At 58.7% G+C, this 24995-nt stretch carries 26 protein-coding genes, 1 tRNA gene and 2 riboswitches; of the genes, 25 read left to right on the top strand and 2 right to left on the bottom strand.

Translation table 11 applies throughout. The annotated features are described in order from the left end of the window. Positions 1-13 precede the first annotated feature (13 nt). The 7 genes from Q7U39_08635 to Q7U39_08605 all read left to right on the top strand — a co-directional run bounded on the left by Q7U39_08635 (position 14) and on the right by Q7U39_08605 (position 5599). Positions 14-1447, top strand: a complete 1434-nt coding sequence (locus Q7U39_08635; GenBank protein MDO9118009.1) for a tetratricopeptide repeat protein — start codon at positions 14-16, stop codon at positions 1445-1447. A 75-nt stretch (positions 1448-1522) separates the two neighbouring features. Next, on the top strand, positions 1523-1909 hold the full coding sequence (gene gcvH, locus Q7U39_08630) for a glycine cleavage system protein GcvH (protein ID MDO9118008.1): 387 nt from the start codon (positions 1523-1525) through the stop codon (positions 1907-1909). Between the two features lie 9 nt (positions 1910-1918). Beyond that, the gene (lpdA, locus tag Q7U39_08625; protein ID MDO9118007.1) at positions 1919-3340 is read left to right on the top strand and encodes a dihydrolipoyl dehydrogenase; all 1422 of its coding nucleotides are present in this window, start codon (positions 1919-1921) and stop codon (positions 3338-3340) included. Then, positions 3337-3795: a helix-hairpin-helix domain-containing protein gene (locus Q7U39_08620; protein ID MDO9118006.1), complete on the top strand. Its 459-nt coding sequence runs from the start codon at positions 3337-3339 to the stop codon at positions 3793-3795. Before lpdA ends, Q7U39_08620 begins: the two co-directional genes overlap by 4 nt. Beyond that, on the top strand, positions 3792-5003 hold the full coding sequence (gene tyrS, locus Q7U39_08615) for a tyrosine--tRNA ligase (protein MDO9118005.1): 1212 nt from the start codon (positions 3792-3794) through the stop codon (positions 5001-5003). Before Q7U39_08620 ends, tyrS begins: the two co-directional genes overlap by 4 nt. Positions 5004-5055: 52 nt before the next feature. Next, positions 5056-5130 (top strand) — tRNA-Gly (locus Q7U39_08610). Positions 5131-5284: 154 nt separating this feature from the next. After that, the gene (locus tag Q7U39_08605; GenBank protein ID MDO9118004.1) at positions 5285-5599 is read left to right on the top strand and encodes a hypothetical protein; all 315 of its coding nucleotides are present in this window, start codon (positions 5285-5287) and stop codon (positions 5597-5599) included. Positions 5600-5625: 26 nt separating this feature from the next. Here Q7U39_08605 and rpmB read toward each other — a convergent pair whose 3' ends face one another. Then, positions 5626-5817, bottom strand: coding sequence for a 50S ribosomal protein L28 (gene rpmB, locus Q7U39_08600; GenBank protein MDO9118003.1), 192 nt, complete (start codon positions 5815-5817; stop codon positions 5626-5628). Between the two features lie 125 nt (positions 5818-5942). Here rpmB and Q7U39_08595 point away from each other — a divergent pair, with 125 nt between their 5' ends. Further along, positions 5943-6206, top strand: coding sequence for a SemiSWEET transporter (locus Q7U39_08595; GenBank protein ID MDO9118002.1), 264 nt, complete (start codon positions 5943-5945; stop codon positions 6204-6206). A 43-nt stretch (positions 6207-6249) separates the two neighbouring features. Here Q7U39_08595 and Q7U39_08590 read toward each other — a convergent pair whose 3' ends face one another. Continuing rightward, complete coding sequence (locus Q7U39_08590) at positions 6250-7641, bottom strand: hypothetical protein (GenBank protein ID MDO9118001.1); 1392 nt, start codon at positions 7639-7641, stop codon at positions 6250-6252. Positions 7642-7855: 214 nt separating this feature from the next. Further along, positions 7856-8047: riboswitch (cobalamin riboswitch) on the top strand. An 83-nt stretch (positions 8048-8130) separates the two neighbouring features. Here Q7U39_08590 and Q7U39_08585 point away from each other — a divergent pair. The 17 genes from Q7U39_08585 (at position 8131) to Q7U39_08505 (ending at position 24987) form a co-directional block, all read left to right on the top strand. Continuing rightward, positions 8131-9129: a cobalamin-binding protein gene (locus Q7U39_08585; protein ID MDO9118000.1), complete on the top strand. Its 999-nt coding sequence runs from the start codon at positions 8131-8133 to the stop codon at positions 9127-9129. Between the two features lie 13 nt (positions 9130-9142). Beyond that, entirely contained in the window at positions 9143-10291 is a 1149-nt protein-coding gene (locus Q7U39_08580; GenBank protein ID MDO9117999.1) for an iron ABC transporter permease, read from the top strand. 28 nt (positions 10292-10319) lie between these two features. Beyond that, on the top strand, positions 10320-11150 hold the full coding sequence (locus Q7U39_08575; GenBank protein ID MDO9117998.1) for an ABC transporter ATP-binding protein: 831 nt from the start codon (positions 10320-10322) through the stop codon (positions 11148-11150). A 71-nt stretch (positions 11151-11221) separates the two neighbouring features. After that, positions 11222-11414: riboswitch (cobalamin riboswitch) on the top strand. Positions 11415-11441: 27 nt separating this feature from the next. Continuing rightward, entirely contained in the window at positions 11442-13421 is a 1980-nt protein-coding gene (locus Q7U39_08570; GenBank protein MDO9117997.1) for a TonB-dependent receptor, read from the top strand. A gap of 10 nt (positions 13422-13431) precedes the next feature. Then, positions 13432-14817, top strand: a complete 1386-nt coding sequence (locus Q7U39_08565) for a cobyrinate a,c-diamide synthase (GenBank protein ID MDO9117996.1) — start codon at positions 13432-13434, stop codon at positions 14815-14817. Further along, positions 14814-15416, top strand: a complete 603-nt coding sequence (gene cobO / locus Q7U39_08560; protein ID MDO9117995.1) for a cob(I)yrinic acid a,c-diamide adenosyltransferase — start codon at positions 14814-14816, stop codon at positions 15414-15416. Before Q7U39_08565 ends, cobO begins: the two co-directional genes overlap by 4 nt. A gap of 214 nt (positions 15417-15630) precedes the next feature. Then, positions 15631-16227, top strand: a complete 597-nt coding sequence (locus Q7U39_08555; GenBank protein MDO9117994.1) for a cob(I)yrinic acid a,c-diamide adenosyltransferase — start codon at positions 15631-15633, stop codon at positions 16225-16227. Continuing rightward, the gene (locus tag Q7U39_08550) at positions 16205-16762 is read left to right on the top strand and encodes a bifunctional adenosylcobinamide kinase/adenosylcobinamide-phosphate guanylyltransferase (GenBank protein MDO9117993.1); all 558 of its coding nucleotides are present in this window, start codon (positions 16205-16207) and stop codon (positions 16760-16762) included. The genes Q7U39_08555 and Q7U39_08550 overlap by 23 nt, the downstream gene beginning before the upstream one ends. Before the next feature lie 14 nt (positions 16763-16776). Beyond that, complete coding sequence (cobT, locus tag Q7U39_08545; protein MDO9117992.1) at positions 16777-17829, top strand: nicotinate-nucleotide--dimethylbenzimidazole phosphoribosyltransferase; 1053 nt, start codon at positions 16777-16779, stop codon at positions 17827-17829. Positions 17830-17834: 5 nt separating this feature from the next. Continuing rightward, a complete protein-coding gene (locus Q7U39_08540) occupies positions 17835-18599 on the top strand; it encodes an adenosylcobinamide-GDP ribazoletransferase (GenBank protein MDO9117991.1) in 765 nt (254 codons plus the stop codon). Next, on the top strand, positions 18596-19552 hold the full coding sequence (cbiB, locus tag Q7U39_08535; GenBank protein ID MDO9117990.1) for an adenosylcobinamide-phosphate synthase CbiB: 957 nt from the start codon (positions 18596-18598) through the stop codon (positions 19550-19552). Before Q7U39_08540 ends, cbiB begins: the two co-directional genes overlap by 4 nt. Then, the gene (gene cobD, locus Q7U39_08530; protein ID MDO9117989.1) at positions 19540-20652 is read left to right on the top strand and encodes a threonine-phosphate decarboxylase CobD; all 1113 of its coding nucleotides are present in this window, start codon (positions 19540-19542) and stop codon (positions 20650-20652) included. The genes cbiB and cobD overlap by 13 nt, the downstream gene beginning before the upstream one ends. Further along, positions 20649-21377 carry an adenosylcobinamide amidohydrolase gene (locus Q7U39_08525; GenBank protein MDO9117988.1) on the top strand — a complete coding sequence of 243 codons (729 nt, stop codon included), beginning with the start codon at positions 20649-20651 and terminating at the stop codon, positions 21375-21377. Before cobD ends, Q7U39_08525 begins: the two co-directional genes overlap by 4 nt. Further along, positions 21374-22912, top strand: a complete 1539-nt coding sequence (locus Q7U39_08520; GenBank protein MDO9117987.1) for a cobyric acid synthase — start codon at positions 21374-21376, stop codon at positions 22910-22912. The genes Q7U39_08525 and Q7U39_08520 overlap by 4 nt, the downstream gene beginning before the upstream one ends. Before the next feature lie 400 nt (positions 22913-23312). Next, positions 23313-24047, top strand: coding sequence for a DUF3365 domain-containing protein (locus Q7U39_08515; protein ID MDO9117986.1), 735 nt, complete (start codon positions 23313-23315; stop codon positions 24045-24047). Between the two features lie 39 nt (positions 24048-24086). Then, a complete protein-coding gene (locus Q7U39_08510; protein ID MDO9117985.1) occupies positions 24087-24449 on the top strand; it encodes a response regulator in 363 nt (120 codons plus the stop codon). Positions 24450-24489: 40 nt separating this feature from the next. Further along, positions 24490-24987 carry a chemotaxis protein CheW gene (locus Q7U39_08505; GenBank protein ID MDO9117984.1) on the top strand — a complete coding sequence of 166 codons (498 nt, stop codon included), beginning with the start codon at positions 24490-24492 and terminating at the stop codon, positions 24985-24987. The last annotated feature ends 8 nt before the right edge of the window (positions 24988-24995 follow it).

Genomic DNA, 24995 nt, shown 5'->3' with positions numbered 1-24995 from the left:
TTCTCGGAGGGCGATGGGTTCTTTGCCCTTCACTTCTGGACAACAACTCGTGCGAGGGGCAGTGTTGACGCTGTCTCTCGCACTGTTGTGTGCCTGTAGCCCGCGATTCGTTCCCGTTCCTTCCCCATCAACCCCTCTTGACCAGAGTCACGCCGATCCGGCGCGCGATGCGCAATTGAGCTTGCTGCGTGAGGCCCATCGGGCGTTCGTGCAGGAGCGGTATCCCACGGCGGCATTGTTCTTCCGGCGATTTGTCGATTCGACGGCGGCCGGAGCGCCGCGGCTGGCAGAGGCCCGCTGGTGGCTCGGCCGTTCCTATGAGCAGATGGGAGAGTATCGTGCGGCAATGGCCGAATACCGCGTCCTTGCTACGGGTGACGTAGGACGCGATTCTCAGACTCAGCTCTACCAGCAACAGGCGTTGGATCGGCTTGATCAGTTGCGCCAGATTCCAGGCGGGCCTCCTGTCACAGTCGTGCGTCAGATTGCTGTGGGGCTCCCTCTGTCCCAGCTCCCTCCGGTATCGGCGTGGGTGGCGTGGTTGCAGGCATTGCTGAAGAGCGGTGTCACGACGGTGCTGCTGGATCCGGCCGGTTCTGACTGGAGCAAGGAGAGGAACTCGGAAGCGGTGCAGGCGTTTGTCGGTGCGGCGCATCTTGCCGGTCTCTCGGTATGGGGCGCACTGGATCTTCATCACGGGCGAGGTATCGCTCTCAGGCCGGAGTGGCTGACTCAGTCCTTTGCAAAGCAGGGCGATGCCGTCAATGGCTATGAGTCAGCCGGATTCTCTTCGCCGCTGCCTGATCTCTTGCACCCTGACTATCAGGCTGCCGTTGAAGACCGGGTGACGATGCTGGTGCGAGCCGGTTGCGACGGGATCTTTGTGAGGGCAAGAGACCGGCAGGGCTTTGCGCAAGACTTTACTGAAGGATCCTTCCAGCGGTTTGACTTGGCCTTTGGTCTGACTCTCACGCCGCAGCAACTGTTGGGTGACGTGGTTGGCGGAGAGGCGATGGCGTACGACCGGGAAGCGATCTATTGGCGATGGGTGGGCTGGAAGGCTAGAGGCTATGCCACGATGGCTGCGCGTATCAGAAAGATGATTCGTGAGGCCAAGCCGGCCGGGCGCCTGTTGATTGAGGTTCACGGAAGAACGGTCAGTGAGCCGTTGGCCGGGTTGGAGCAACACGGCGAGGATCTCAACGACTTGCTCCAACGGAGTGGGAGTGAACTTGCCATTCGTGTGGAGGACGCACACAGTTCAGCATTCTTGGAACAGTTCGCTCAGCAGGTGGGTTCGTCCGATCGACTCTGGCTGGTTCGGCCCGTGACGGTTCCGGGTACGACACCGCTCGTCGAGTGGACCGAAGGACTTGGGGAAGTCTCCCGGGAACGAGGGGAAGGTAATCTCTTATTGCTGCCTTGGAGTACGGGCAATCTTCCTTGACAAATCAGGCTGTTGACCACTACGATCCGGCGTCTTTCCTCTGGCGTTTCTTCACTTGATTATGATGGAGACTCTATGATTCCCAGCGACTTGCGGTATCACAAAGAACATGAATGGGTGCGTCTCAACGGGAAGCAAGCGACGGTGGGTATCAGTCACTTCGCCCAGGATGCCCTGGGGGATATTGTGTTTCTCGACCTGCCGAAAGTCGGCGCCGTCGTGACAGCCGGGCAGCAGATCGGCGAAGTGGAGTCCACAAAAACGACCTCGACCATTTACGTGCCGGTCAGCGGCACGGTCTCGAAGATCAACGCTGATCTGAAGGATCACCCTGAAGTCGTTAACTCCGATCCCTATGGCAAGGGCTGGATCGCCGTGATTGATCTCTCGAATCCTGGAGAAGTGGATCAGCTCATGACGGCCGCGCAATACGAGGCCTTTCTCGCCAGTCAGAAACACTAACGCTTTTCTATGTCGAAACACATCGCGATTCTGGGAGCCGGGCCTGGCGGGTACGTGGCGGCGATTCGCGCGGCCCAATTGGGCGCACGGGTCACGGTCATCGAGCAACAGGCGCTCGGCGGTGTGTGTTTGAATTGGGGCTGTATCCCCAGCAAGGCCCTCCTTTCCGTCATCGAACTCGGCGATAAGCTCAAAAAAGCCGAGGATCTCGGCATTCTGTTGTCCGGTTCGCCCCGCTACGATCTGGCCCGCATGGTAGCCAGGAAGAACAAGGTGGTGGCGTCGCTGGTCAAAGGCATCGCCACGTTGTTCAACGCCTGGAAGATCGAGGTGGTCGACGGGCGCGGCGCGTTGGTCGATGCGCGCACGATCACGGTGACCGCGAAGGACGGGGCACAGCGGCAAGTGCAGGCGGATGCGATCCTGATTGCCACGGGATCGTCCTGGCCGCAGTTGGCGCAATTTCCTGTCGACGAAAATACCATTATTACCAGCAAGCAGGCGCTTGATCTGGAGTCGGCTCCGCCGCGGATGATCATTCTCGGCGCCGGGGTCGAGGGGTGCGAGTGTGCCTCGCTCTTCAGCGGCCTGGGCACGCAGGTGACCATGGTCGAGCTGCAAGCGGCCGTGCTTCCACTGGAAGATGAAGAGGTCTCCGTGCTGATGGCGCGCGAGCTCAAAAAACGCGGCGTCGATGTCAGGACGGGAACGACGATTCAAGAGGCGCAGGTGCGTGAGGGGATAGTCACTGCACAGCTGAAAGAAGGCAGCACGGTTGAAGCGGAGATGCTCCTTGTCTCGATCGGACGCGGGTTTCAATCCCGCGACATCGGGGCGGAGGCAGCCGGCGTTGCGCTGGGTAAGCGAGGCGAGATTCTCGTCGATGACAGGATGGAGACGAACGTGCCCGGCGTCTACGCGATCGGCGATGTGGTCGGAAAGGCCATGCTGGCTCACGTGGCGTCAGCGCAAGGGAAAGTCGCCGTTGAAAACATCATGGGGCATCCGACAAAGATTCGCTACGAGGTCATTCCTGCCGGTATCTTCACCTTGCCGGAAGTCGGTCGGGTCGGGTTGACGGAGCGACAGGCTCGCGAACAGGCGCAAGCTGCCGGTCAGGATCCAGAGCAGGCCGTCAAGGTGGGACGTTTCCGCTATGCGGCGCTGGGTAAGGCCCAGGCAACCGGCGATCTTACGGGATTGTTCAAAGTGATCGCGGACACGGCAACAGGTAAGTTACTCGGTGCGCACATTGTGGGAGCCCATGCGGCCGACCTCATTCACGAAGCGGCATTGGCGATGGAAACCGGCGCCACAGTTTCGCAGATCGCCCATATGATTCATGCCCATCCGACACTCGCGGAAGGTTTCCTCGAGGCGGTCGAGGACGCTGAAGGCTGTGCGATTCACCAGATGAAGAAGAAATTATGAGCGTCCTCCAGTCGCTTCTCATCAAGCTGGGCATGTTGGCGCTCACGATGGGTGTCGTGTTGTGGGTCGGTTGGCAGGTCCCCCAAACGATGCAGCGCCCTGCGGTGACCCATGCGGCCTCGTTGTCATCAGAGAATCCATCGATCACCACGGCCACGGCAGTTGATTCTATGATTTCATCTGCCGAGGTGAGTGAGGCGCGCAGGTTGTCGAACAAGCCGAAACCGGTTGACCTGAACAGTGCGACTGTAACCGACTTCGATCAGCTTCCCGGCGTCGGTCCTGTGTTGGCCAAACGGATTATGGATTATCGGAAATCTGTCGGGCATTTTCACGCGGTCGAGGATCTGCGGGCGGTGAAAGGGATTGGAGCGAAGAAGTTGGACCAACTGAAGCCATTTGTAACCGTGGTGAGGCCTGTTACGCAGGATCAGGGAAAGAAGGGGCCGGTATGAGTGATTTGAATCGGCAGCTTGATCTCATTCTGCGGGGGACCGTGGAGGTCATTCAGCGTACGGAGCTGGAGGCTAAACTGACGCGCTCGTTGAAAGAGAATCGTCCGCTTCGCGTGAAGGCGGGATTCGATCCGACTGCGCCTGATCTGCACCTCGGTCATACCGTCTTGATCCACAAGCTGAAGCATTTTCAGGATCTCGGGCATCAGGTGCTGTTCCTGATCGGTGATTTCACCGGCATGATCGGCGATCCCACCGGCGTGTCGGAAACCCGCCGCGCATTGACGAAGGAGCAGGTGCAGGAGAACGCCAAGACCTACCAGCGACAGATTTTTAAGATCCTCGATCCGCAGAAGACCGTCATCGAGTTCAATAGTACCTGGATGGGTGCGATGGCGGCCGAAGGCTTGATTCAACTGGCGGCGCACTATCGCGTGGCGCGGATGATGGAGCGGGACGATTTTCACAAGCGCTTTCACGAGCAGAAGCCGATCAGTGTCCATGAATTTCTCTACCCGCTGGTGCAGGGCTACGATTCGGTTGCAATGAAGGCGGATGTGGAGCTGGGCGGGACCGACCAGAAGTTTAATTTGTTGGTCGGACGGGAGCTGCAGCGCGATTTCGGGCAGGAGTCGCAGGTGGTCATCACGATGCCGCTCCTTGAAGGGACCGACGGCATCAAGAAGATGAGTAAGAGTGTCGGTAACTATATCGCGCTTGAAGATAAGCCTGAAGACATGTTCGGCAAGGTGATGTCGATCAGCGATACGTTGATGCTGCGGTACTATGAATTGTTGACCACGGAAGATCTTGCGCGGGTGAAGACGCTCCATCCGATGGAAGCCAAGCAGTCGTTGGCGGAACTCCTTGTGGCCCGTTATCATGGAGAAGAAGCGGGGAAGCAGGCGAGGGACGCTTTTCAGCACAAGTTTTCCGAGCGGGAGTTTCCGGACGAGCCGGATGTTCGATTAGTTTTGACTGATCAGGATCTCAAGGACGGCCAGTCGATCGGGCTGGTTGATCTAGTGGCCAAAACGGGTCTGGTAACGAGTAAGAGCGAGGCCCGGCGGCTGGTGATTCAGGGCGGTGTGGAGTTCGATCAGAAGAAACAGAGCGATGCCAATGCGGTGGTCGTGCTCGATGCCGGCCGCCAGTATCAAATGAAAATCGGCCGGCGAAAGTTCGCCTTGGTGGAACGGGCCAAGTAGGGTGGCCTTTCTTGACTTGGAATCGTCGCCCGCGTAGGATGCACCACAGCGAGCGGGCGTAGCTCAGTGGTAGAGTCCTTGCTTCCCAAGCAAGTTGTCGTGGGTTCAAATCCCATCGCCCGCTCCAACATTAAGACGTCACACGTGAGAACTTAAAGACTTGGACGGCATGCGCTTCCAAGTCTTTTTTTGTTTTTCATGAAGGTGTCGTGATGAAACAGGCAGTGTCCTCTTTATGAAGCGCATCAGAATGCACACGAGTTATGTAGGAGGGACGGGACATGAAGATGGGGCAACCCCTGGTGATCGTGATGGCTGCATTTTTGGGTGGTATCGTCGGTGGCGTGTTGAGTGATCAGTTAGTTTCCGGCAGGACCGTTCATGCGCAGAAGGCAAACGGTGTGAATGCCGAAGAGTTCTTATTGTTGGATCAGGCGGGGAAAGCCAGAGCCGGACTTGGGTTGGACGCCAATGGTGAAGTGGGCCTTGTCTTGACGAGCAAAGACGGCAGCAGGACTCTCACGCTGTCAGCTGATGACCCACGGGCAATCAAGCTGACAGAGCGTGGAGGCCGAGTGTTGCTCTCAATGCCGTGAGGATTGAATGGGAGCGGAGAAGGGACCTAGACGGCCTTCTTGACCAGTCCTGAGCGGAGGCAACGGGTGCACACGCGAATCTTTTTGTTCGCTCCGTCTACAACTGCACGAACAGTCTGAATATTGGGGTTAAATACCCGCTTGGTCTTGTTGTTCGCGTGACTGACGTTGTTCCCGGATTTCGGTTTTTTCTGACAGAGATCGCAAGTGAATGCCACGGTGGTGCTCCTTCTGAGTGATCGAGCGAATGATTAGCTCGATAAATTAGCACATTAGGATGAACTGTGACAAGTGGCTGGCCGGGTGCCGGAGGTTGTCTTGAGAATCGATTAGGAAGGGTGGAATGGAGACTGCTAATTGGATCGGATTTGTCGCCGGGACGCTCACAACGATCGCGTTCTTGCCACAACTACAGCGGACCTGGACGACAAAGTCTGCCGATGATATGTCGCTTGCGATGTTGTTGACCTTTACAACCGGAGTCTTTCTGTGGCTGATCTACGGTTTGTATCTGATGGCGTGGCCGATCGTTGTCACAAACGCCATCACGTTTATACTGACACTCGCGATTTTGGTCCTCAAGCTCAAGTATCAGAAGCGGCGTTGAAATCGTGGATGCGGTGCACTTACTCAAGGGTGCGCGCTGCTCTCTAAGACGTGGGTGCAGGTGCGGTGAAGGCAGGCGGAAGCGGTACGCTGATGTCGAAGCTTGGATCCCCCCCATCGTCGAGGCGGTCTTTTCCAACACTATACAGTTTCTTTTGCGTTGGGCTCCAAAGCATGGGGAGTCCGGTGAAGGGGTCGAAGTACATCGAGCCGACTTCCGCCAGTCTGGTTGGGATGGTCACCGTGGCGGTGGGTTTGCGCATGAGGATTTGCAGCGAGACCAGGCGCAGCCGCGCGTCTGTTTCAACCAGGTGCTGACTGAAGGGTTCCCATTGCGGCTCGAATTCCATCGGGTCGGCCAGCCGTTCGAGAAACGTCCGTGGCGATTGTTTCGCGATGTCCTGCAGGCGAGGGAGCGGGCTGTGGATCGTTTCAGCCGCCTTGATCGTTGCATCGTAGTAGCTTGAATAGGCGTCCCAGGTGCGTTGGCCGGGAGAGGTGAATCCAAATCCCGTGAGGCTTCTGGGGTGCGCCACTTTTTGAAATGCGTTGGCTGGCAGATGGGCCACGCTTGCGATCGCCCCCAGGGCTTGAGGATCGGCCTGAGCAAGCCGCGGCCCATTGACTGGCTCCGTCCGGCTCCGTTGATAGCCCATCATGAATTCATTCTGAATCGGCCAGCGGAGTGAGTATTCGGTTGCCGTCAAGGGCTGCAGTAAGTTGAGCCCTTGAGCCAGCACGTGCTTGTCGACTGTGCTTTGACTCAGCATGCGCGATAAGAGTTCGACATCGTCCTCGATCATCACGGACGCCAGTATCTTGACCGGAAGAGTTCGGGCCTCCCGTAGGACGCTACGCCACTTGGCTACGTCCAGTGTGAGTCGATCGAGGCCGGTCCTTATTTCTTCACCGAATCCGATTGCCACAAACAGGCGATGGGCGCCTATGAGCTCCTCAATGCGGGGGGCGCCCCTATGTCCATATCCCCAATCTTCAAACTTCATCCGGAGAAAGTGCTCGTATCGGGTGACGAGCGGCGCGTAGAGCGGCGCTGACGAGCGAAACGAAGCCTCTTTGTTTCGGAATTCCGACAAGGGGTCACTGGTATGCCATTCGGGGACGACACGGTCATAAGCGATTGGCAGACGAAGCTCCGTGCGTCCCGGTTTGTCTAAGTCAAAGCCACGTTCCGTCGGCCGCGCCCCGGTCTCACTCCAGATGTCGTATCCGGTTTGGACGGGGTTCGATCCACCTGCCGCGGCCATCCCAAGCAGAAGAAAATAGCCATTCTCGAGCGGGCGTTCGATGCTGCGGGCCGGTGGGGTCGATAGTCTGACAAATCCCTCACTGGGCTTCTCTTTCTTGGCTGACCAGATCAAGCCTGATAGTTCAAGGAAGAGTCCAATAATACAGATGCTGATAATGATGTTCCGCATGAATGGATTCAGCCTCGTTACGTGTCGTTGTGGAAGAACTTTCTGCAACTCCCGGATGTGGCCTGGATGGAGATCAGCAAGGCCCATGCCGACCCTGGGAGCTCTTCTAACCTCGCATTGATAGGCTGTTCTCCTGGTTAGATTAGAAACAGAGAGATACTGAATCCTGCGATTGTCGCACACCGATCCGGTCATTAATGGACTTGACATTATTCAGCAGGGTCTCCTATTGTGCCCCCACAATTAGGATTCTTGGGTAAGGGAAGAGGGTGTAAATCCCTCGCGGTCCCGCCGCTGTGAATGGGGACGAAACCCGGCATTGCCACTGTCCACCAGGTGGATGGGAAGGCGCGGGGAGTAGGGTGAACCATGAGCCAGAAGACCTGCCCAATGAATTGACCATCGTTCCCTCGAGGGCTGGGGAACAGGCGAGGATGAAGAACCGGGTGCAATCCTCAAGGTCTCTGTCAGGCCTTGGGGATTTTTTATTTGAACTCGTGTGGCCGCTGGATTCTGACGGGTGTCACGTTGGCCGTTGCCATCGTGACGGGTGGGTCCATCGCCTGGGCCTGCGGTGAGGGGGGCTGTGCGGATATGACGCGGCGTCAGCAGGGAATTCTGACCGGCATGCCGTTTATGGCGCATGTGTCGTCCCGGTCGTTTGTCGACGACGCCGGCCGGAAAATGTATTTGGCCAAGACGCCGGTGCGCATCGTCTCGCTGGCGCCGAGTGTCACTGAAATGTTGTTTGCCATCGGGGCCGGGGAGCAACTCATCGGCGTGACGGACTTTTGTGACTATCCCCCGGAGGCTAAAGCGAAGCCGAAGCTCGGGTATGCCCATCCGAATCTTGAATCGTTGATGGCTCTCCAGCCGGACCTGGTCTTGGCTCCACAGGAATTTCTAAAGCCCGACGTCATTCTGAAGCTGGAGCAGTTGAAAGTTCCGGTCTTTATTCTGTCCGCCACAACGGTGGAGGACATTCTCGGACATATTCAGACACTGGGGCGCATGCTTGATCGCTCGGTGCAGGCCAATGCCATCGCGATGACGCTGCGGCAGGACGTGGCGGCTATCCGGCTGAGGATGCAGAACATGTCTCCCGTGCGAGTGCTGTATGTGCTCAATAGTCACCCATTGATTACCGTGGGGCCGGGAAGTTTCATCGATCAGCTGCTTCGAATCGCGGGAGCCACCAACGTCGCGGCCCAGAGCCAGCTCCCGTATCCGCGGATGAGTTTGGAGGTCGTGCTGCAACAGGACCCGGAAGTCTTGCTCTTTCCGATCGGAAAAGCCGAAGGGATTTCGGATAGTGAACAGCAGGCCTGGCGGCAATGGCAGACGATGACAGCGGTTCGGCGGGGGCGGCTGCATCAGATCCCCGCGGATCTCTTGAACCGGCCCGGGCCTCGAATCGGCCAGGCGCTGACGATGCTGGTGAACATTCTTCACCCGGAGATTGCGGCCGGACCTTCGTCCCAACCGTAGCAAAGAATTCTTTATGATGCCTGGATCTCCCCAACTGCTGACTTCCGAATCGCCCTCTCTCGCGTCGAACAGACTCGCTGGAGGGACTGCTGGTCATCGGGATGAGTGGCGGCGCGCGGGTACGATTCTGACGCACCGCCGGTGGTTGGGTATGATGGGGGCGTTGGCCGCGGCCAGCGTCGCAGTATGCATCCTATGCCTCCAGTTTGGCGCGACGCGTGTCGATCTCGCGACGCTGCTGTCCGTCATGACGCAGCTGTTGACGGCAGGGAATGCTGAAGCCGCCGGCGGGGATACCGCGGCCACCATCATGCTGCACATCCGGCTGCCGCGCGTGTTGATGGGGTTTGTCGTCGGGGGCAGCCTTGCCGCGGTGGGCGTGACCTTGCAGGCGTTGCTGAGAAATCCTTTGGCCGATCCCTATGTGCTCGGTGTCTCCAGCGGCGCTGCCTTAGGGGCGGCGCTGGCTATGCTCCTGGGCATCGGGGCCTCGATGATGTTGCTGCCCGTGCTTCCCCTGTGCGGTTTTGCCGGCGGGTTGCTGGCGCTGCTCCTGATCTATCGTTTGGCGCAGTCGCAGGGACGCTTGCCCGTGCATAGTCTCTTGCTGGCCGGCGTGATTCTGAACGCGATTCTCACCGCGCTGATCATGTTCATCACATCGATCATGGAACCGAACAGGTCCGCGGGCCTGATGGCCTGGCTGATGGGATCCCTCACGGCGCCCGGCTATCCGGCCTTGGGCGTGTTGGTCGCGTATGCGGTGTTCGTGTTGGCGCTTGTGATGCACAAGGCCAATGCGCTGAATGTGCTGACTCTGGGAGAAGAAACGGCTCGCTCCCTGGGGATTGAGACGGAGCGAATTAAGAAGCAGTTGTTCGTCCTGACGGCCTTGCTGACCGGAGCCGTGGTGTCAGTGAGCGGGATGATCGGATTTGTGGGGATGGTGGTGCCGCATGCGGTTCGCCTGGTGGTGGGGTCTGATCACCGGCTTTTGCTTCCTGCGTCGGCCTTGGTGGGCGGTATGTTTCTCGTCATCTCCGACACGCTGGCGCGGACCATCCTGGCGCCGGCTGAAATCCCCGTCGGGATCGTGACGGCGCTCGCGGGCGGTCCATTTTTTCTGTATCTCCTGCTCTGGCGCAAAGATCGGATGTTGTGACGTGGATAGGCAATTAACAGGGGCCTCCGTGCCCGTCGCGTGCGCTTCAGGTACGGCCATGCAGGTCGACCGGGTCTCGTTTCGCTATCGGACCGATCAACCGGGGAGGCCCTGGACGGTCGAGGACCTCTCATTCGATGTGCGAGCGGGAGAAATGTTGGGCATTGTCGGACCCAACGGCTCGGGGAAGTCCTCGTTGCTCAAACTGTTGGCAGGGCTCTTACAGACAAGTTCAGGACACATTCGGCTCGGAGACCAGTCGATCGGACGGATGGATCCACCCCTCCTGGCGCGTGCCATTGCCGTGGTTCCGCAGGAATATGTGCAGGTATTTCCATTTACGGTGGCGGAAACCGTCCTCATGGGACGCTTCCCGCATCGCCGTGGGTCCTGGTGGGGGATGGGGATCGGTGATGAGTCTGAACATGATTTGCGGCAAGCGCATCAAGCGATGGTCGAGACGGATGTGGTGGCATTGGCCGGGCGCCTCGTGTCCGACCTCTCGGGTGGCGAGCGCCAGCGGGTGATGATTGCACGGGCATTGGCGCAGGAACCCAGCGTTCTTTTGCTGGATGAACCGATGGCTTTTCTCGACATCAACCACCAGATTGAGATTTGTGCGCTCATCAGCCGGCTGCAACATGAACGGCAGCTCACGGTCGTGCTGGTCTCGCATGATTTGAATGTCGCCAGTCAGTCGTGCGATCGGATCATCATGTTGAAGGATGGACGGATTGTTCGAATCGGTTCGCCCATGGAGACGATCACGCCGGAGAGCTTACGGGCGGTGTATGGCTGCGACGTCGTCGTCGATGCGCATCCGTCTAGCGGTCGCCCGCGCGTCACGCTGCCGGGTTGATCGATTCGGTTAGATGCAATTCCGCACGGTCATGTCCCCGGCCGTGACGGGCTGATGTGAGGGGGGACGATCATTTTAACGTGAAAGGGAGTTTTGTAGAAACGACGCGGGGGACGGGGAAGATGGTGCAAATCCATCACGGTGCCGCCACTGTCAGCGGGGAGTAAGTCTGCATCATGCCACTGTGTGCTTCGGCATATGGGAAGGCGCAGAGAAGCGACGATCCGCAAGTCAGGAGACCCAGCCCGCAGTTGATTCGACTGAACCCTTCGAGCACAAGGGAGTTTCGTCATGTTGTTGTTCATCGATCGATTGATTCGGTGTGTCTGTCTCCTCTGCTTTCTCATCCCCATCCATTCGGCGCGCGCCCAGCAAGAAGTCGCCATGGCCGATCAGGCCGACATCATTGAGACCCCCGAGGTCGTTGTCAGCGCCACGAAGACGCCGATTCCGGTTACTCGGGTCACGAGTGCAGTTGAGGTGATCACGGCTGAGGATATGAAACGGCAGAATCTTCGAAGCGTGATCGATGCACTCCGTTTGGCTCAGGGCGTGGCGGCATTTTCCGGCGGCGGTCCGGGGACAGACGTGAGTGTCAGGATCCGGGGAGGCGGGTCAGCTCAAACGCTGGTGCTCATCGATGGAGCCATCGTCAATAGTGCAACGACTGGGAGCTACAATTTCGCCAACCTGACGACCGACAACATCGAGCGGATCGAGATTCTTCGAGGGGCGCAGAGCATGCTGTACGGAGCGGATGCGATGGGCGGCGTCATCAATATCACCACGAAGAAAGGGCAGGGGCCTCCGACCGTGGGCGCCTTCCTTGAATACGGTTCGTTTGCTACTGTGCGTGAAGGCGGGACGGTTTCAGGCAAGCAAGGGATTGTGGACTATAGCTTGGCGCTGTCTCGTTGGGATACCTCCAGCTTTTCCGCAGTCAATTACCGGCGGGGCGCCACGGAGCGGGATTCCTATCGAAACTGGACGGGCTCTGCTCGCGTGGGTGTGGATCTGCCGAAAGACGGGCGTCTTGATTTCAATTTCAGATGGACCAATTCCGATGTGGCACTTGACAGTGTTTCGGCGACGTCTCCGAGTGATGTGTTCGGATCGAAGAGTCGGAGCCAGGATTATATTTTTAGCGGAAGCTATCAGCAACCGTTGACGGAATGGTGGTCGCAGAAACTGACGCTCTCGCGGGCGCAGGAGGCGTCGCTGTTCTTGCCTGGTACGTTACAGCGAAACTTGGTCACGGGCGCATTCAGCACTCCCTTTGGCACGCCGAATGAGACGCGGGTGTTATCCAATCGGATCGAATGGCAGCACGATTTCCGTATCACCGAGATGCTTTTGCTCAGCGGGGGCTATCAGTTTCGGGAGCAGCAAGGTGAAAACGATACCGGTCTGACCAATCGGATTTTGAGTTCGAATGCGGGATTTGCCCAGGCTCAGGTCAATCTCTGGGATCGTCTCTTTGGGACGGCGGGCGTTCGTTACGACAGCTATAACGTGTTCGGCAATGCCACGACCTATCGATTGACCGGTGGCTACTATAGCAAGGAGACCGACACGAAACTCCGTACCAGCTATTCAACGGGTTTCCGTGCACCGAGCATGAATGAGTTGTACTTTCCTAATTTCGGTAATCCGAATCTCGGCCCGGAAAAGAGTCAGAGCATGGATGTGGGGGTCGATCAGTTCTTCCTTTCTAAGTCTCTCAAGCTCAGCGGAGGGTTTTTCTGGAACCGCTACCGCAATCTGATCGTGACGACCAACGACCCCGTGTTTTGTGCGCCGTTTAGTACGTTCGGGTTCTGTCCGCAGCAACTCGGTGACGCGTCGACGAAGGGGTGGGAGGCCAGTCTGTCATACGCCTATACCAGCGAGCGACAGTTTCTCCGGGGCCTCACTTTCCAGGCGCAGTATACGAATACTTTGACTCGAGATCTTGATACGGCGGCACGTCTCCCGCGATGGCCGATCGATCAATGGAGTATGGTGATCGGGTATCAACCCATCGAGCCGATGTGGGTCACCGTCACGGGCCGTTATGTAGGCTCGCGGTTTAACACCACAGGAAACAATCAAAGCCTCCGGGCGTTCGATGTCTGGTCGCTGGCGGCTACGTATGATGTGACGAAGCAGGTGCAGGTCTACCTCCGCGCGGAAAACCTCTTCAATGAAAAGTACGAGGAGATCGCCAGTGCCGGGGTTCCGATTCGCTCGATATTTGGCGGCGTGCGTGTCGCATTTAGTGCTAAACCATGAGGTTGAGTGCATGACTCATCCGAGACTGGTCATTGCCGGCACGGCGAGTGGTGTCGGCAAGACGACGGTCACGTTGGCGATCCTGGCGGCTCTGCGACAGCGGGGCCGCAGGGTGCAGCCGTTCAAGGCCGGGCCTGATTTTATCGATCCCGGCCATCATACGGCGGCCACCGGTCGTGCCTCTCGCAACCTGGATGGCTGGATGCTGGGAGCGGCGCTCAATCGCCAAGTCTTTGGCCGGGCTGCAGCCGATGCGGATATCTCGATCGTCGAAGGGATGATGGGATTGTTCGACGGCAGTTCGCCGGTAAACGAGATCGGCAGCACGGCTGAACTGGCCAAGCAGTTGGATGCGCCCGTGTTGCTTGTCATCGACGGGAGCGCCATGGCGCGTTCCGCTGCGGCGATAGTGTCGGGGTACGCGCAGTTCGATACGACGTTGAAGGTCGCGGGTGTCTTGTTTAATCGGGTCGACAGCGAGGGACACTACCAGCTGCTCAAGGACACGGTCGAGCAGCACACGAACGTGGTGGTGGTCGGGTATTTGCGGTCGGATCAGGCCGTCACGATCGCCGATCGTCACCTCGGACTGGTGACCGCGATGGAGCAAGGCACCGGCGAACTATATGACCGACTGGCGAAGGCTGCTGCTGACACCATCGATCTGGATCGAATCGAGGCAATGGCTCGATCGGCCGGTGGGATGAAAGATGCTACCTCCCCGTCCCGCTCCTTACAAAGGAGGGGGAAGATGGGAGTTCGCATAGGTGTTGCGAGGGACCAGGCCTTTTGCTTCTACTATCCTGAGAATCTTGAACTGCTGGAAGCGGAGGGGGCCGAGCTGGTTCCATTTTCTCCACTGACAGACCACGCCATACCTGATGATGTGGCCATGCTGTATCTCGGTGGTGGCTATCCTGAGCTGCACGGCACGGCGTTGGCGGAAAATATCACCATGCGTACCTCCATTAGAGAATTTGCCGGGAGGGGTGGGACGATCTATGCGGAATGCGGCGGCATGATGTACCTCACGCAAGCCATTCGCGACTTCGAGGGGCGGCCCCATGAAATGGTCGGGTTGTTTCCTGCCGAAGCGGTGATGCGGAAGCCAGGCTTGACGCTGGGATACCGGACGGTGGAGCTTACCCGGCCCTGTATTCTTGGCGCAGCGGGCCTGACGGTGCGGGGCCACGAATTTCATTATTCGACAGTAGTTTCGAAAGGCTCGTTGACCCATGTCTGTGGGCTGACGGATGTTCGAGGAGAATCGAAGGGGCCGGATGGGCTATCGATCGGCAATGTGGTGGCGCTCTATACGCACCTTCATTTCTCCAGTCAGCCACAGGTCGCGGCGTCCTTGGTCGCGTCTGCTCGCGGAACGCAGGGAGGACGATGATGACGGAGCAGGATGAACATAAAGCAAAGATGGAGCGACTCAAAGCCTCGGTCGATCGGCGCATTGAGGCGGCGCAAGAAGAGAAGGGGCTGCTGCTGATCTACACCGGCGCAGGGAAAGGCAAAACGACCGCTGCGCTCGGGATGGCTCTCCGATGTATCGGGCACGGGATGAAGGTGGCCGTGGTTCAATTCATCAAAGGGGCGATCGATACCGCGGAAGAGCGGGCGTTGCAATCGTTCGGCGATCGCGTCACGTTTCTTCGAATGGGTGAAGGCTATACCTGGGAAACGCAGGACCGTGAGCGAGATGCGAGATTCGCTCAAGAAGCCTGGAAGACCGTCTGTGGGTTCTTGCGGGATCCCTCCTATGCGATGGTCATTCTCGATGAGTTCAATATCGCGCTACAGCAGGACTATGTGGATGTGGCCGAGGTAGTGACCGCACTGCGTGCACGCCCTCCCATGCAGCATGTGGTGCTGACGGGGCGTGGGGCGAAGGACGTCTTGATAGAAGAAGCCGATCTGGTCACGGAGATGAAGCAGATCAAACATCCCTTTCGCAAAGGCATTAAGGCGCAGCCGGGGGTGGAGTTTTGAGAGGACCGGTCACCAAGACGTGCGAAGCTTGCGGCGAGGCCTTCACCTGTGGCGGATATCAATGTTGGTGTGGGAAGATCGGCATCACGGAAGATCAGATGGATTGGATCGCGGCACGATACAAAGATTGCTTGTGCCCGACCTGTCTTGAAAAGGTACACCAGGGAACTCTTTCGGCGAGGCTGAAAGAGGCTCAGACATAAGGAGCGAAGGCATGCGTATTACCAAAGTCTATACGAGGACAGGCGACGCGGGTAAAACGCGTCTTGCGGGAGGCCAGCAGGTCTGGAAAGACAGTCTGCGGGTCGAGGCCTATGGGACGATCGATGAGTTGAACGCGTCAATCGGAGTCGTGCGCGCGATGAATGCCGACATGCTCGACGAGTATTCAGCGGCGGGCATCCTCGAAGAAGAGCTACGTTGGGTGCAGAACAAGCTGTTCGATGTCGGGAGCATCTTGGCCACCGCGCCGGGCCAGACGTTTAAAAACATGCCGCAGGTGACGGCGAAGGATGTGACGCGGTTAGAGAAGCTGATCGATCGCTGTCAGAAGGAATTGAAGCCGCTGAAGGAGTTCATCCTGCCGGGCGGAGGAAAAGTCTCCAGCTTTCTGCATCAAGCTCGAACGGTGTGCCGACGGGCTGAGCGGCTCTGTGTGGCCCTGTCGAAAATCGAACCCGTCGATTCGGCGATTATTAAGTATGTGAATCGGCTGAGCGATACGTTGTTTGTGCTTGCGCGGTGGGTGGCCAAGACGCAGGGCGAGCCGGAATTCTTGTGGGAGCGGGATGTCGCCAAGAAAACGGAGTAGTGCCATTCGGTCGAAGGCGGTGAGCCGGATCCTCTTCGTGCTCGGTGGATCGGCCTCGGGGAAGAGTGAGACCGCCCTGCGGCTTGCCGGATCGAAGGGGCCGAGAGCGTTTGTCGCGACGGGGCAAGGGCTTGATGCCGAGATGTCGGCAAGGATTGCACGGCATCAGGCAAGCCGTGCCGCGGATTGGGAGACGGCAGAGGTGCCGCTCGAACTTGCCGCCTGGTTTGCTCGCGAGGGGCCGCGCTATCGGACGATTGTTCTGGATTGTGTGACGCTCTGGCTCAGCAACTTGCAGGGTTCCGGGATGAGAGAGCCACTGGTGCTCAAGCGAGTGGCCGGCTTGCTGGAGGCGATGCGGAAGACGAAGGCGAGGGTCGTGATCGTGAGTAACGAGCTGGGGCTGGGGCTGGTGCCGGCGGAGCCGACTGTGCGGGCCTTTCGAGATCTGGCCGGACGGGTGAATCAATTGCTTGCTGCAGGCGCCGATGAGGCGCACCTGGTCGTGAGCGGGATTCCGCTACGATTGAAATGAAGAAGGGAATGGACATGTCGCTCCAAACCGTCTGTGACCGGATCCAATCGCCTGATCTTCACCTGTTGGGGAAAGCCCAAGCGCGATTGGATAGGCTGACAAAACCTCAAGGCAGTTTGGGCCGATTGGAGGAAGTGGCCGCACGGTATGTGATGCTCACTGGGGAGCTGAAACCGGCGATCCCTCGAGGCGTGGTGTTTACGTTTGCAGCGGATCATGGCGTCACAACAGAAGGCGTGAGTGCCTATCCCAGAGAGGTCACCCCACAGATGGTGCTGAACTTTCTGCGTGGCGGGGCGGGTGTGAATGTGTTGGCCCGTCATGCCGGCGTGGGCGTGCGCGTGGTGGACATCGGCGTCGATCATGACTTTGGAGCCGTGCCTGATCTGATCTCGAGGAAAGTGATGCGGGGGACGCGCAATTTGCTCGTCGAGCCGGCGATGTCTCGCGCAGAAGCGGAGCAGTCCATCCTGGTTGGAGCGGACCTCGCGACGCAGGCGGCACGGGAAGGCATTGGCCTCATCGGTACCGGCGATATGGGCATCGGGAACACGACCCCGAGCGCGGCGATCACGGCGGTGATGACCGGACGGCCGGTTTCTGACGTGACCGGGCGAGGAACCGGAATCGACGATGCGGGGCATGCGAGGAAGGTGGCGGTGATCCGGCAGGCGCTCGATCTGCATCGTCCAGAGCGAACCGATGCGCTTGACGTGTTGGCCAAAGTGGGCGGGTTGGAAATCGGCGGGCTGGCCGGGTTGATCCTCGGTGCTGCGGCGGAGCGTGTGCCGGTGGTGTTAGATGGGTTCATTGCCGGAGCCGCGGCATTGATCGCCGTAGGACTTCAGCCTCGCTGCCGCGAGTATCTCATCGCGTCGCATCGTTCCGTTGAACGGGGGCATGCCGCGATCTTCGATCACCTCGGGCTGAAGCCGTTGCTGGATCTCGATTTGCGTCTCGGTGAAGGCACCGGCGCCTGTTTAGGCATGAGCCTGGTCTGTGCCGCCGTGAAAATCTATACAGAGATGGCGACATTCGGTGAGGCCGGCGTGTCGGAGAAAGCCTAGGACCCATGGGAACGCTCGTTCGCCCTTTTGTATTCGCCTGGCACTTCCTGACGGGGATTCCGCTGAGCCATGCCTTGCACGAACCGACCGCTGTCGAACTCGCGAGGTCGATGGCCTGGTACCCGGTGGTTGGCTTGCTGATCGGCGGCGGATTGGTTCTTGCCGACGCGGGGTTGTCGAGGGTGTTCGACCAGGCGGTGGTGAACGTCTTGTTGATCGTCTTGGCGGTGATCGTGACGCGCGGATTGCATCAGGATGGGCTCGCTGACACGCTGGACGGATTGGCGGGAGGGAAGACACCCGCCGCACGGCTGCCGATCATGCGCGATCCCCGTATCGGCGCCATCGGTGCCACGGGCCTCTTCCTCTCATTGCTGCTGCGTTATGCGGGACTGATGGCACTGCCTCAGGCGATGCGAGTTCCTGCGCTCCTGTGTATGCCGGCCATCGGGCGGTGGGCGATGGTGGCCCTGGCCTGGGCCTCTCCCTATGCGCGCGTCGAAGGAGGATTGGCCGCTTCGTTCCTGACGCATCTTTCCTGGCCCCATGTCGTCGTCGCAACGGGGGTACTCGCCGCAGGGCTGGGCTGGGCGTGTGGATTGTTGAGCGCTGCGGCGATACTCCTGGGCGGATCACTGGTGGTGTGTGCGTTGTGGGCTGGGTGCCGCTTGTGGTTCGGCGGGATTACCGGAGATACATTGGGCGCGACGAACGAAGTGATTGAAATCCTGTTCCTGCTCTTGGCCCCGTCACTACTGTTACGTTCATGACCGGGAATGAACTGGTGCTCGCGGCAGGCCTCGATCTGATGATAGGCGATCCCCGCTGGCTTCCGCATCCGGTTCGCGGGATGGGGCAGGTCATTGGATGGTACGACCACCGTGTAAGAGGACTGTGCCGGAGTCCCCTCGCGTTGCGTCTTGCAGGGGTGCTCCTCGCGTTAGGGCTGCCGGCGGCGGTCTATCTGGTGGCATGGGGGATGGTGGCGGAAGCCGGAGCCGTGGCGGAGTGGCTTGGGACTGCGGTGACGATCGTCCTGGCGTCAACGACGCTTGCCGGACGTGATCTGTGGGATCATGCGCAGGCCGTGAAGAAGCCGTTGCAGCGGGGAGATATTGCCGATGCGCGTCAGGCCGTGGCGAAAATTGTGGGGCGAGATGCAGAACAGCTGTCTGAATCTGAAGTCGTTCGTGCGACAGTCGAGACCGTGGCGGAGAGCACAGCGGATGGAGTGATCGCGCCGCTGTTCTTCCTTGTGATCGGCGGTCCGCCGCTAGCCTTGGCTTATAAGGCGGTGAATACGCTGGACTCCATGGTCGGTCATCGGGATGAACGGTATATCGAATTGGGCTGGGCGTCGGCCCGGCTGGACGATGTGATGAATTGGGTTCCGGCAAGACTCACCGCGGGATTGCTGGTCCTGGCTGCCGGCTTGGTGACACGGACACCTGCCCGAATAGTGGATGGCTGGCGAGTCTTGTGTCGGGACGGCCATAAGCATCCCAGTCCGAATAGTGGAAGACCAGAGGCGGCCATGGCTGGCGCATTGGATGTTCGGCTGGGCGGGACCAACTATTACGACGGGGTGGCGAATGAACGGCCGATCCTTGGCGATGGGCGTCGAATCTTGGTGTCAGGGGACATCGCGCGTGCGGCTCAGTTGATGGCGGTGGGGAGTGTCTTGGGCCTGGTGATCGGAGCGGGAGTCTTGTGGCGCCAGTAAAGAAATCCGTTCACGGTGGCGATGTGTATGCGGCCTCGCGCGAGCTCGGGCGGAAGATCACCGAGCTGATCGATTTCAGCGCCAGCATTAATCCGCTGGGGCCCTCTCCGAACGTGTGGCGCGCCATCACCGGGGCACGTCATCTCCTCCCTCATTATCCCGACCCTGAGTGTTGGGATCTTCGTCAGGCGCTCGCGAGTCGTTGGCACGTCAAGCCAGGACAGATTCTGGTGGGGAACGGCTCGATGGAGTTGATCTATGCGCTTCCGCGGGTGCTCAAGATCGATCACCTCTTGCTGGTCCAACCGACATTTTCGGAATATGCCGCGTCGATGGCGCGGGCCGGCGGGCGCGTCACGACGGTGTGCGCAGAGCGAGATGAACAGTATGCATTGCCCATCGATCGCCTCTGTGGGTTACTGGAACGGCCTCCCAAGGGCTTTCGGACGATCGAGGGGATCGTGTTGTGCAATCCCAATAGTCCGACAGGGCAGGCCTGCGAGGCTGATGAGGTCATGAAGCTGGCGCGTGCCGCGCAGCGACGGGGCGTCTGGTTGATTGTCGACGAAACTTTCACGGATTACTGCCCGGAACGGTCTATCCTTTCCCTCGTGTCATCCTGGTCCAGAGTGGTGATCCTGCGCAGCCTGACAAAGTTCTATGGATTGCCGGGATTGCGGGTCGGGTATGCGGTTGCGGCCACTACCGTCATCCAGCGATTGCGCAATGAATTGCCGCCCTGGTCCGTCAATATCATGGGGCAGGTGGCCGCATTGGCCGCGCTGCAGGATACGGCTCATGCGAAGAGGAGCCTCCAGTTCGTCGAGGAAGAGCGGACTCGAATCTCCAGCGCGCTTGCGTGCTTGCCGGGATGCACGGTGTTCCCGGCGCATGCCAATTTCATCTTCGTGGAGTTGCCGCCTGCATGGCCGGCGAGGAGCATGGCCGAACGGCTGAGGCGTGAAGGATTGCTCATTCGGGATTGTTCCTCGGTCCCAGGCGCGAATCCTCGTTCGATCCGAATCGCGGTCAGGTCCCGACAGGATAACGATCGGCTCCTGAAATCGCTCTCTCGAGTGCTGAGGGAGAGCCGATCGTGACACCGAGACTGGCATCACGCGTCCAGACTCGGTATTGCGTGACGGAGCAGACGCTGGTCATTGATCTCGGAGGCAAGAGGCGAGTGCTGTCTTCTGCCCCGCAAGGCGGCGGACTTACCGTTGCGTCGTTTATCCTGAATCACCAGGTCGAGTCGAATCCGATCACCAATAAGCATCCTCGATCTCACGGTGATCCTGCTCGGGCGCTCCGGCGACTCGCGGTCAGGCTGGGAGTAAAGCAGGAAACGGTTGGGCTCATGACGGCCGTTCCGATGAAACAGTTGGTCACCGCCAGGGTCTCGTCTGGCGCCGTCTGGGTTGAGTGCTTTGCTACTGTCGGTGTGACCAATGCGGTGAAGGCGGGGGAGTGGCCGGAGACGGACGGCCGTCGAAGCCGGGCAGGTGCAGTAGGAACAATTAATCTCATGGTGGTGACGAACGTCGGTCTGTCAACTGCGGCAATGGTTGGCGCAGTGCAGGTGGCCACAGAGAGCAAGACTGGTGTCTTGAGAGATCATGCCGTGCCGAGTTGGACCGGACTGTCTGGCGCCACCGGGACCGGGACCGATGCGGTGGTGATTGCATGCCGGCTTCGTGGAGCGGGACCCTGGCATGCCTATAGCGGAACCCATACCATGATCGGGGCGCTGATCGGGCAAGTTGTTACTCGGTGTGTGACTCGCGGTCTAGCGAAGGCGAAGCAATGGCAGGAGCGGCACGCATGAAAGCTCGCGCACTGGCGGTGCTTGGAACGGGTTCTGATGTCGGGAAAAGTCTGATCACGGCGGGGCTTTGCCGACTGTTTCTTCGAGCCGGTATCCGGGTTGCCCCTTTCAAGGCGCAGAACATGTCGAATAATTCCTTCGTAACGCCGGACGGGAAGGAAATCGGCCGTGCCCAGGCGCTGCAGGCGCAGGCCTGCGGTCTTGATCCTGATGCCGATATGAATCCGATTTTGATGAAGCCGGAATCGGATCGTAGTGCGCAGATCGTCGTGCAAGGGAAGGTCTGGGGCAAGGCGGAAGCCAGAACCTATTTTGAGCAGCGGACAGAATTGGCCGAACGAGTGCAAGAGAGCTACGGTCGATTGGCTGGTCAATATGATGCCGTGATCATTGAGGGAGCCGGGAGTGCGGCCGAAATGAATTTGAGGGATCGTGATCTGGCCAATTGGTCTGCGGTGGAGATGGCGGATGCACGAGTCGTGTTGGTGGCTGATATCGATCGGGGCGGCGTGTTTGCGCAGGTCATCGGCACGCTGGATTTGCTGGCTCCCCATGAGCGCGCGCGGGTCGTCGGGATTATCATCAACAAATTTCGGGGCGATGCCAGCTTGTTCCATGACGGAGTGCGGTTTATCGAACAGAGGACTGGCCTACCTGTTCTAGGGGTCGTGCCCATGTTGCGGGGCCTGATCCTCGATCAGGAAGATGCCGTTGATGTCGAGGGCCGTCGTCATGCGGTGTTCGCCAAGGAGCGAGTCAACATCGCGGTGGCCTTATTGCCGCGGATGAGCAACTTTACCGATTTCAATCCGCTGATTGCGGAGCCTGATGTCGTGGTTCGCTATGCCGCGACGTCGGCAGATCTTGATGGTGCCGATGTGATTGTGATTCCAGGGAGTAAGAACACGATCGACGATCTTGCCTACCTCCGTCAGTCCGGGATGGCAGCATCGATTGGTCGCCATGCGAGTGCCGGGGCTGAGGTCGTTGGCATCTGTGGTGGGTATCAGATGCTGGGGCGGAGCATTGCGGATCCTGACGGGGTCGAAGCTGGGGGCGAGGTTGAAGGGTTTGGGCTATTAGATGTGACGACCAGGCTCGCGACGGCCAAGACGACACAATGGGTCGAGGGGGAGTCTCTGGAGTTCGAGCCGCAACGCAGTTTGCCAATTCGAGGGTATTGGATTCATATGGGGCAGACGACCCGATGTGGAGCGCGATCCTGCTTTCATGTTCGCTCCATCGGGGGAGAGGCCGGACAGCCGGAGGGAGGGGGAGAGGCGGGGTCTGATGGAGCTGTGAACGAAACCGGTTTGATCTGGGGTACCTATGTTCATGGCGTCTTCGATCTTCCCGACTTCAGGCGCGCCTGGATTAACCGCATTCGTGGTCGAAAGTCGCTCCCGCCTTTGGCTGACGGAGTCTCGCGGGATATTTCTCAGGCACTCGCCAGTCAGCTCGATGTCTGGGCTGATCATCTGCAGCTACATCTTGATCTCAGGCCGCTCATCCAGGCTGTCGCCACTCGTCTCTAACTCGCACCCCCTTTCCTCCGGGATTCTGCGATCTCTGTGATCACTCAGTAACAAGAATTGTCACTTGGTGCACAGCTGTGCACAGACCTCAGCAATCTGAGGCGAGGGTATCCTTCTGTCCGCGTCGCTCACAATTCTGGCAGATATGGCAGCATTTGAACGCATTCTCCTGTCGAGTGTCTTTGCGGAATCTCTCTCGCCCATCCCGGCACAATAGTTGCCATTCCTCTGATGTTGTTCTCGGTTGCGGTCTCCGCACGTCCGTGTCGTCCAACTTGTGCGAAGACGCAGTGGATGAAAGAGTTGCCGATTTTCATCGATTTCTTGCGAATGAAAAGCAAGCGACTACACTTGGGCGTGAACCACTAGACGAGCCAGTCTTGAAGGAGGAGGGGATCCTATGAAGGCACAGTTAACATCACTCATGCTTGGTGCGGCGATGTGTGCGACGGTGATAGGGGCGCCATCGTTCGCTCGCGCAGGCGATGAGAGTGAGACAGCGGAATTGCTGATTGCACTGCTGAAATCAGGTCGCGCGGTGGTGTCGGAACATCAGGCACTGATTAACGATCCCAGCAAAGGCAATAAGGGATTCACGGACGAATTCATGGCCCATCAGGTCATTGAGAAATTTAAAGCGAAGACGCGCGTGGATCTGAGTCGCCCGAATGGAGTCCCGCAGAGCGCCGTCCTCCTGGCATTGCTCGAAGCGGAACGTGAAGTGGTGTTGGAAGGCCAGCCGGTGATCAATAAGCAGGGCGTTGCCTTCAAGGGATTTATTCCAGCGGTGTTCGCTCGAAAGTCAGGGGAAAAATTCTACAAGAAAACCGGCATTCGATTGAAATTAACGGGAACCGACTATCGTTACCCTGGCAACAAGCCGGATGATTTTGAGGCGGAAGTACTTCGAATGTTCGGCGATTCCCGCCATCCGAAGGGACAACAATATGCGAAGGCCACGATGGTCGGGGGCAAGCCGGTGATGCGTGTCATGGATCCTGAATATGCCGGCCCGACCTGTCTCACCTGCCATGGGGGGCCGAAAGGGGAACGGGATATTACCGGAACGAGAAAAGAAGGATGGAAAGAGGGAGATCTGGCCGGCGCAATCAGCGTCGTGGTGCCGATGCGGTAGGGGTAAGCAATCAACTATTCGAGCTGGAGGACGAGCATTATGAGCAAGATCGTAGTCGTCGATGATTCGTACGCGGAGTTGCAGATGATCGAAGGGTATCTCAAGGCCGCCAGCCACACCGTGGTGTCTTTTCCGAATACGGACAAGCTGGAAGATAAGATCGTCTCCGAAAAACCTGATCTGATTGTGATGGATGTGGTCATGCCGGGCCGGAATGGCTTCCAGGCTTGCCGCGATCTGAAAGCCGATGATCGGTTTAAGAATATTCCCGTCGTGCTCTGCACGTCCAAGGGGCAGGAGAGCGACAAGTTTTGGGGGCAGCAGCAGGGCGCCAATGGATATGTGGTGAAGCCGTTTAAGGCTGAAGATCTCTTGGCCGCCGTGAAGCGCGCGTTGAACTAGGCTTCCGTACGACACCGAACCTGGTTGTTGAAGGGAGATCATGGAACCAGCTCTCAGCACATCGCAATCTGTCGGGGCTGTCCTGGCTGACGGTGTCAAAGCACCCGGCCCGTCGCGTATCTGCCTCATAACTCTCGGGGGGGAACTGTTTGCCATTGATTTGCGTCATGTACGAGAAGTCTTTGAGCTGGAATCCGTGACACCCGTTCCTGGGATGCCGTCCACATTAGTGGGGGTGGCCAATCTTCGGGGTACGGTCATGCCCTTGGCAGATCTACGTCCGTCGCTCGGGATTCCGTCGACCGCGTCACTGCCTTTCGTGGTGGTTGTCCGCCATGGTCAGCAGCAGGTCGGCATTCTGATCGACGCCGTCCCTGAAATTCGTACGATCCATCCCGATGATCTGTTGAACGCGACGTCAAGGGGATTATCGGAGTCCCGGCCATTTCTTTCAGGACTGGCCAAGATTGAAGAGCGCATGAGCGGCATGGTCGATGTGCAGAAGCTCTTGGCCTGTGTGGAAGGTGTGTTGAATTAGATGGCCGA

This window comes from Nitrospira sp. (assembly GCA_030653545.1).
Lineage (GTDB): Bacteria > Nitrospirota > Nitrospiria > Nitrospirales > Nitrospiraceae > Nitrospira_D.
This window is presented reverse-complemented; position numbering and strand designations above follow the sequence as displayed.

Excerpts from the sequence above, each read along its gene's own strand:
- Q7U39_08590 (MDO9118001.1), bottom strand. The coding sequence starts at position 7,641 with ATGCGGAACATCATTATCAGCATCTGTATTATTGGACTCTTCCTTGAA.
- gcvH (MDO9118008.1), top strand. The coding sequence starts at position 1,523 with ATGATTCCCAGCGACTTGCGGTATCACAAAGAACATGAATGGGTGCGT.
- Q7U39_08510 (MDO9117985.1), top strand. The coding sequence starts at position 24,087 with ATGAGCAAGATCGTAGTCGTCGATGATTCGTACGCGGAGTTGCAGATG.
- lpdA (MDO9118007.1), top strand. The coding sequence starts at position 1,919 with ATGTCGAAACACATCGCGATTCTGGGAGCCGGGCCTGGCGGGTACGTG.
- Q7U39_08540 (MDO9117991.1), top strand. The coding sequence starts at position 17,835 with ATGGGAACGCTCGTTCGCCCTTTTGTATTCGCCTGGCACTTCCTGACG.
- Q7U39_08595 (MDO9118002.1), top strand. The coding sequence starts at position 5,943 with ATGGAGACTGCTAATTGGATCGGATTTGTCGCCGGGACGCTCACAACG.
- Q7U39_08550 (MDO9117993.1), top strand. The coding sequence starts at position 16,205 with ATGTCGCCAAGAAAACGGAGTAGTGCCATTCGGTCGAAGGCGGTGAGC.
- Q7U39_08505 (MDO9117984.1), top strand. The coding sequence starts at position 24,490 with ATGGAACCAGCTCTCAGCACATCGCAATCTGTCGGGGCTGTCCTGGCT.
- Q7U39_08520 (MDO9117987.1), top strand. The coding sequence starts at position 21,374 with ATGAAAGCTCGCGCACTGGCGGTGCTTGGAACGGGTTCTGATGTCGGG.
- tyrS (MDO9118005.1), top strand. The coding sequence starts at position 3,792 with ATGAGTGATTTGAATCGGCAGCTTGATCTCATTCTGCGGGGGACCGTG.
- Q7U39_08580 (MDO9117999.1), top strand. The coding sequence starts at position 9,143 with ATGATGCCTGGATCTCCCCAACTGCTGACTTCCGAATCGCCCTCTCTC.
- Q7U39_08565 (MDO9117996.1), top strand. The coding sequence starts at position 13,432 with ATGACTCATCCGAGACTGGTCATTGCCGGCACGGCGAGTGGTGTCGGC.
- cobT (MDO9117992.1), top strand. The coding sequence starts at position 16,777 with ATGTCGCTCCAAACCGTCTGTGACCGGATCCAATCGCCTGATCTTCAC.
- Q7U39_08570 (MDO9117997.1), top strand. The coding sequence starts at position 11,442 with ATGTTGTTGTTCATCGATCGATTGATTCGGTGTGTCTGTCTCCTCTGC.
- cbiB (MDO9117990.1), top strand. The coding sequence starts at position 18,596 with ATGACCGGGAATGAACTGGTGCTCGCGGCAGGCCTCGATCTGATGATA.
- Q7U39_08515 (MDO9117986.1), top strand. The coding sequence starts at position 23,313 with ATGAAGGCACAGTTAACATCACTCATGCTTGGTGCGGCGATGTGTGCG.
- Q7U39_08605 (MDO9118004.1), top strand. The coding sequence starts at position 5,285 with ATGAAGATGGGGCAACCCCTGGTGATCGTGATGGCTGCATTTTTGGGT.
- Q7U39_08620 (MDO9118006.1), top strand. The coding sequence starts at position 3,337 with ATGAGCGTCCTCCAGTCGCTTCTCATCAAGCTGGGCATGTTGGCGCTC.
- Q7U39_08635 (MDO9118009.1), top strand. The coding sequence starts at position 14 with ATGGGTTCTTTGCCCTTCACTTCTGGACAACAACTCGTGCGAGGGGCA.
- cobO (MDO9117995.1), top strand. The coding sequence starts at position 14,814 with ATGATGACGGAGCAGGATGAACATAAAGCAAAGATGGAGCGACTCAAA.
- Q7U39_08555 (MDO9117994.1), top strand. The coding sequence starts at position 15,631 with ATGCGTATTACCAAAGTCTATACGAGGACAGGCGACGCGGGTAAAACG.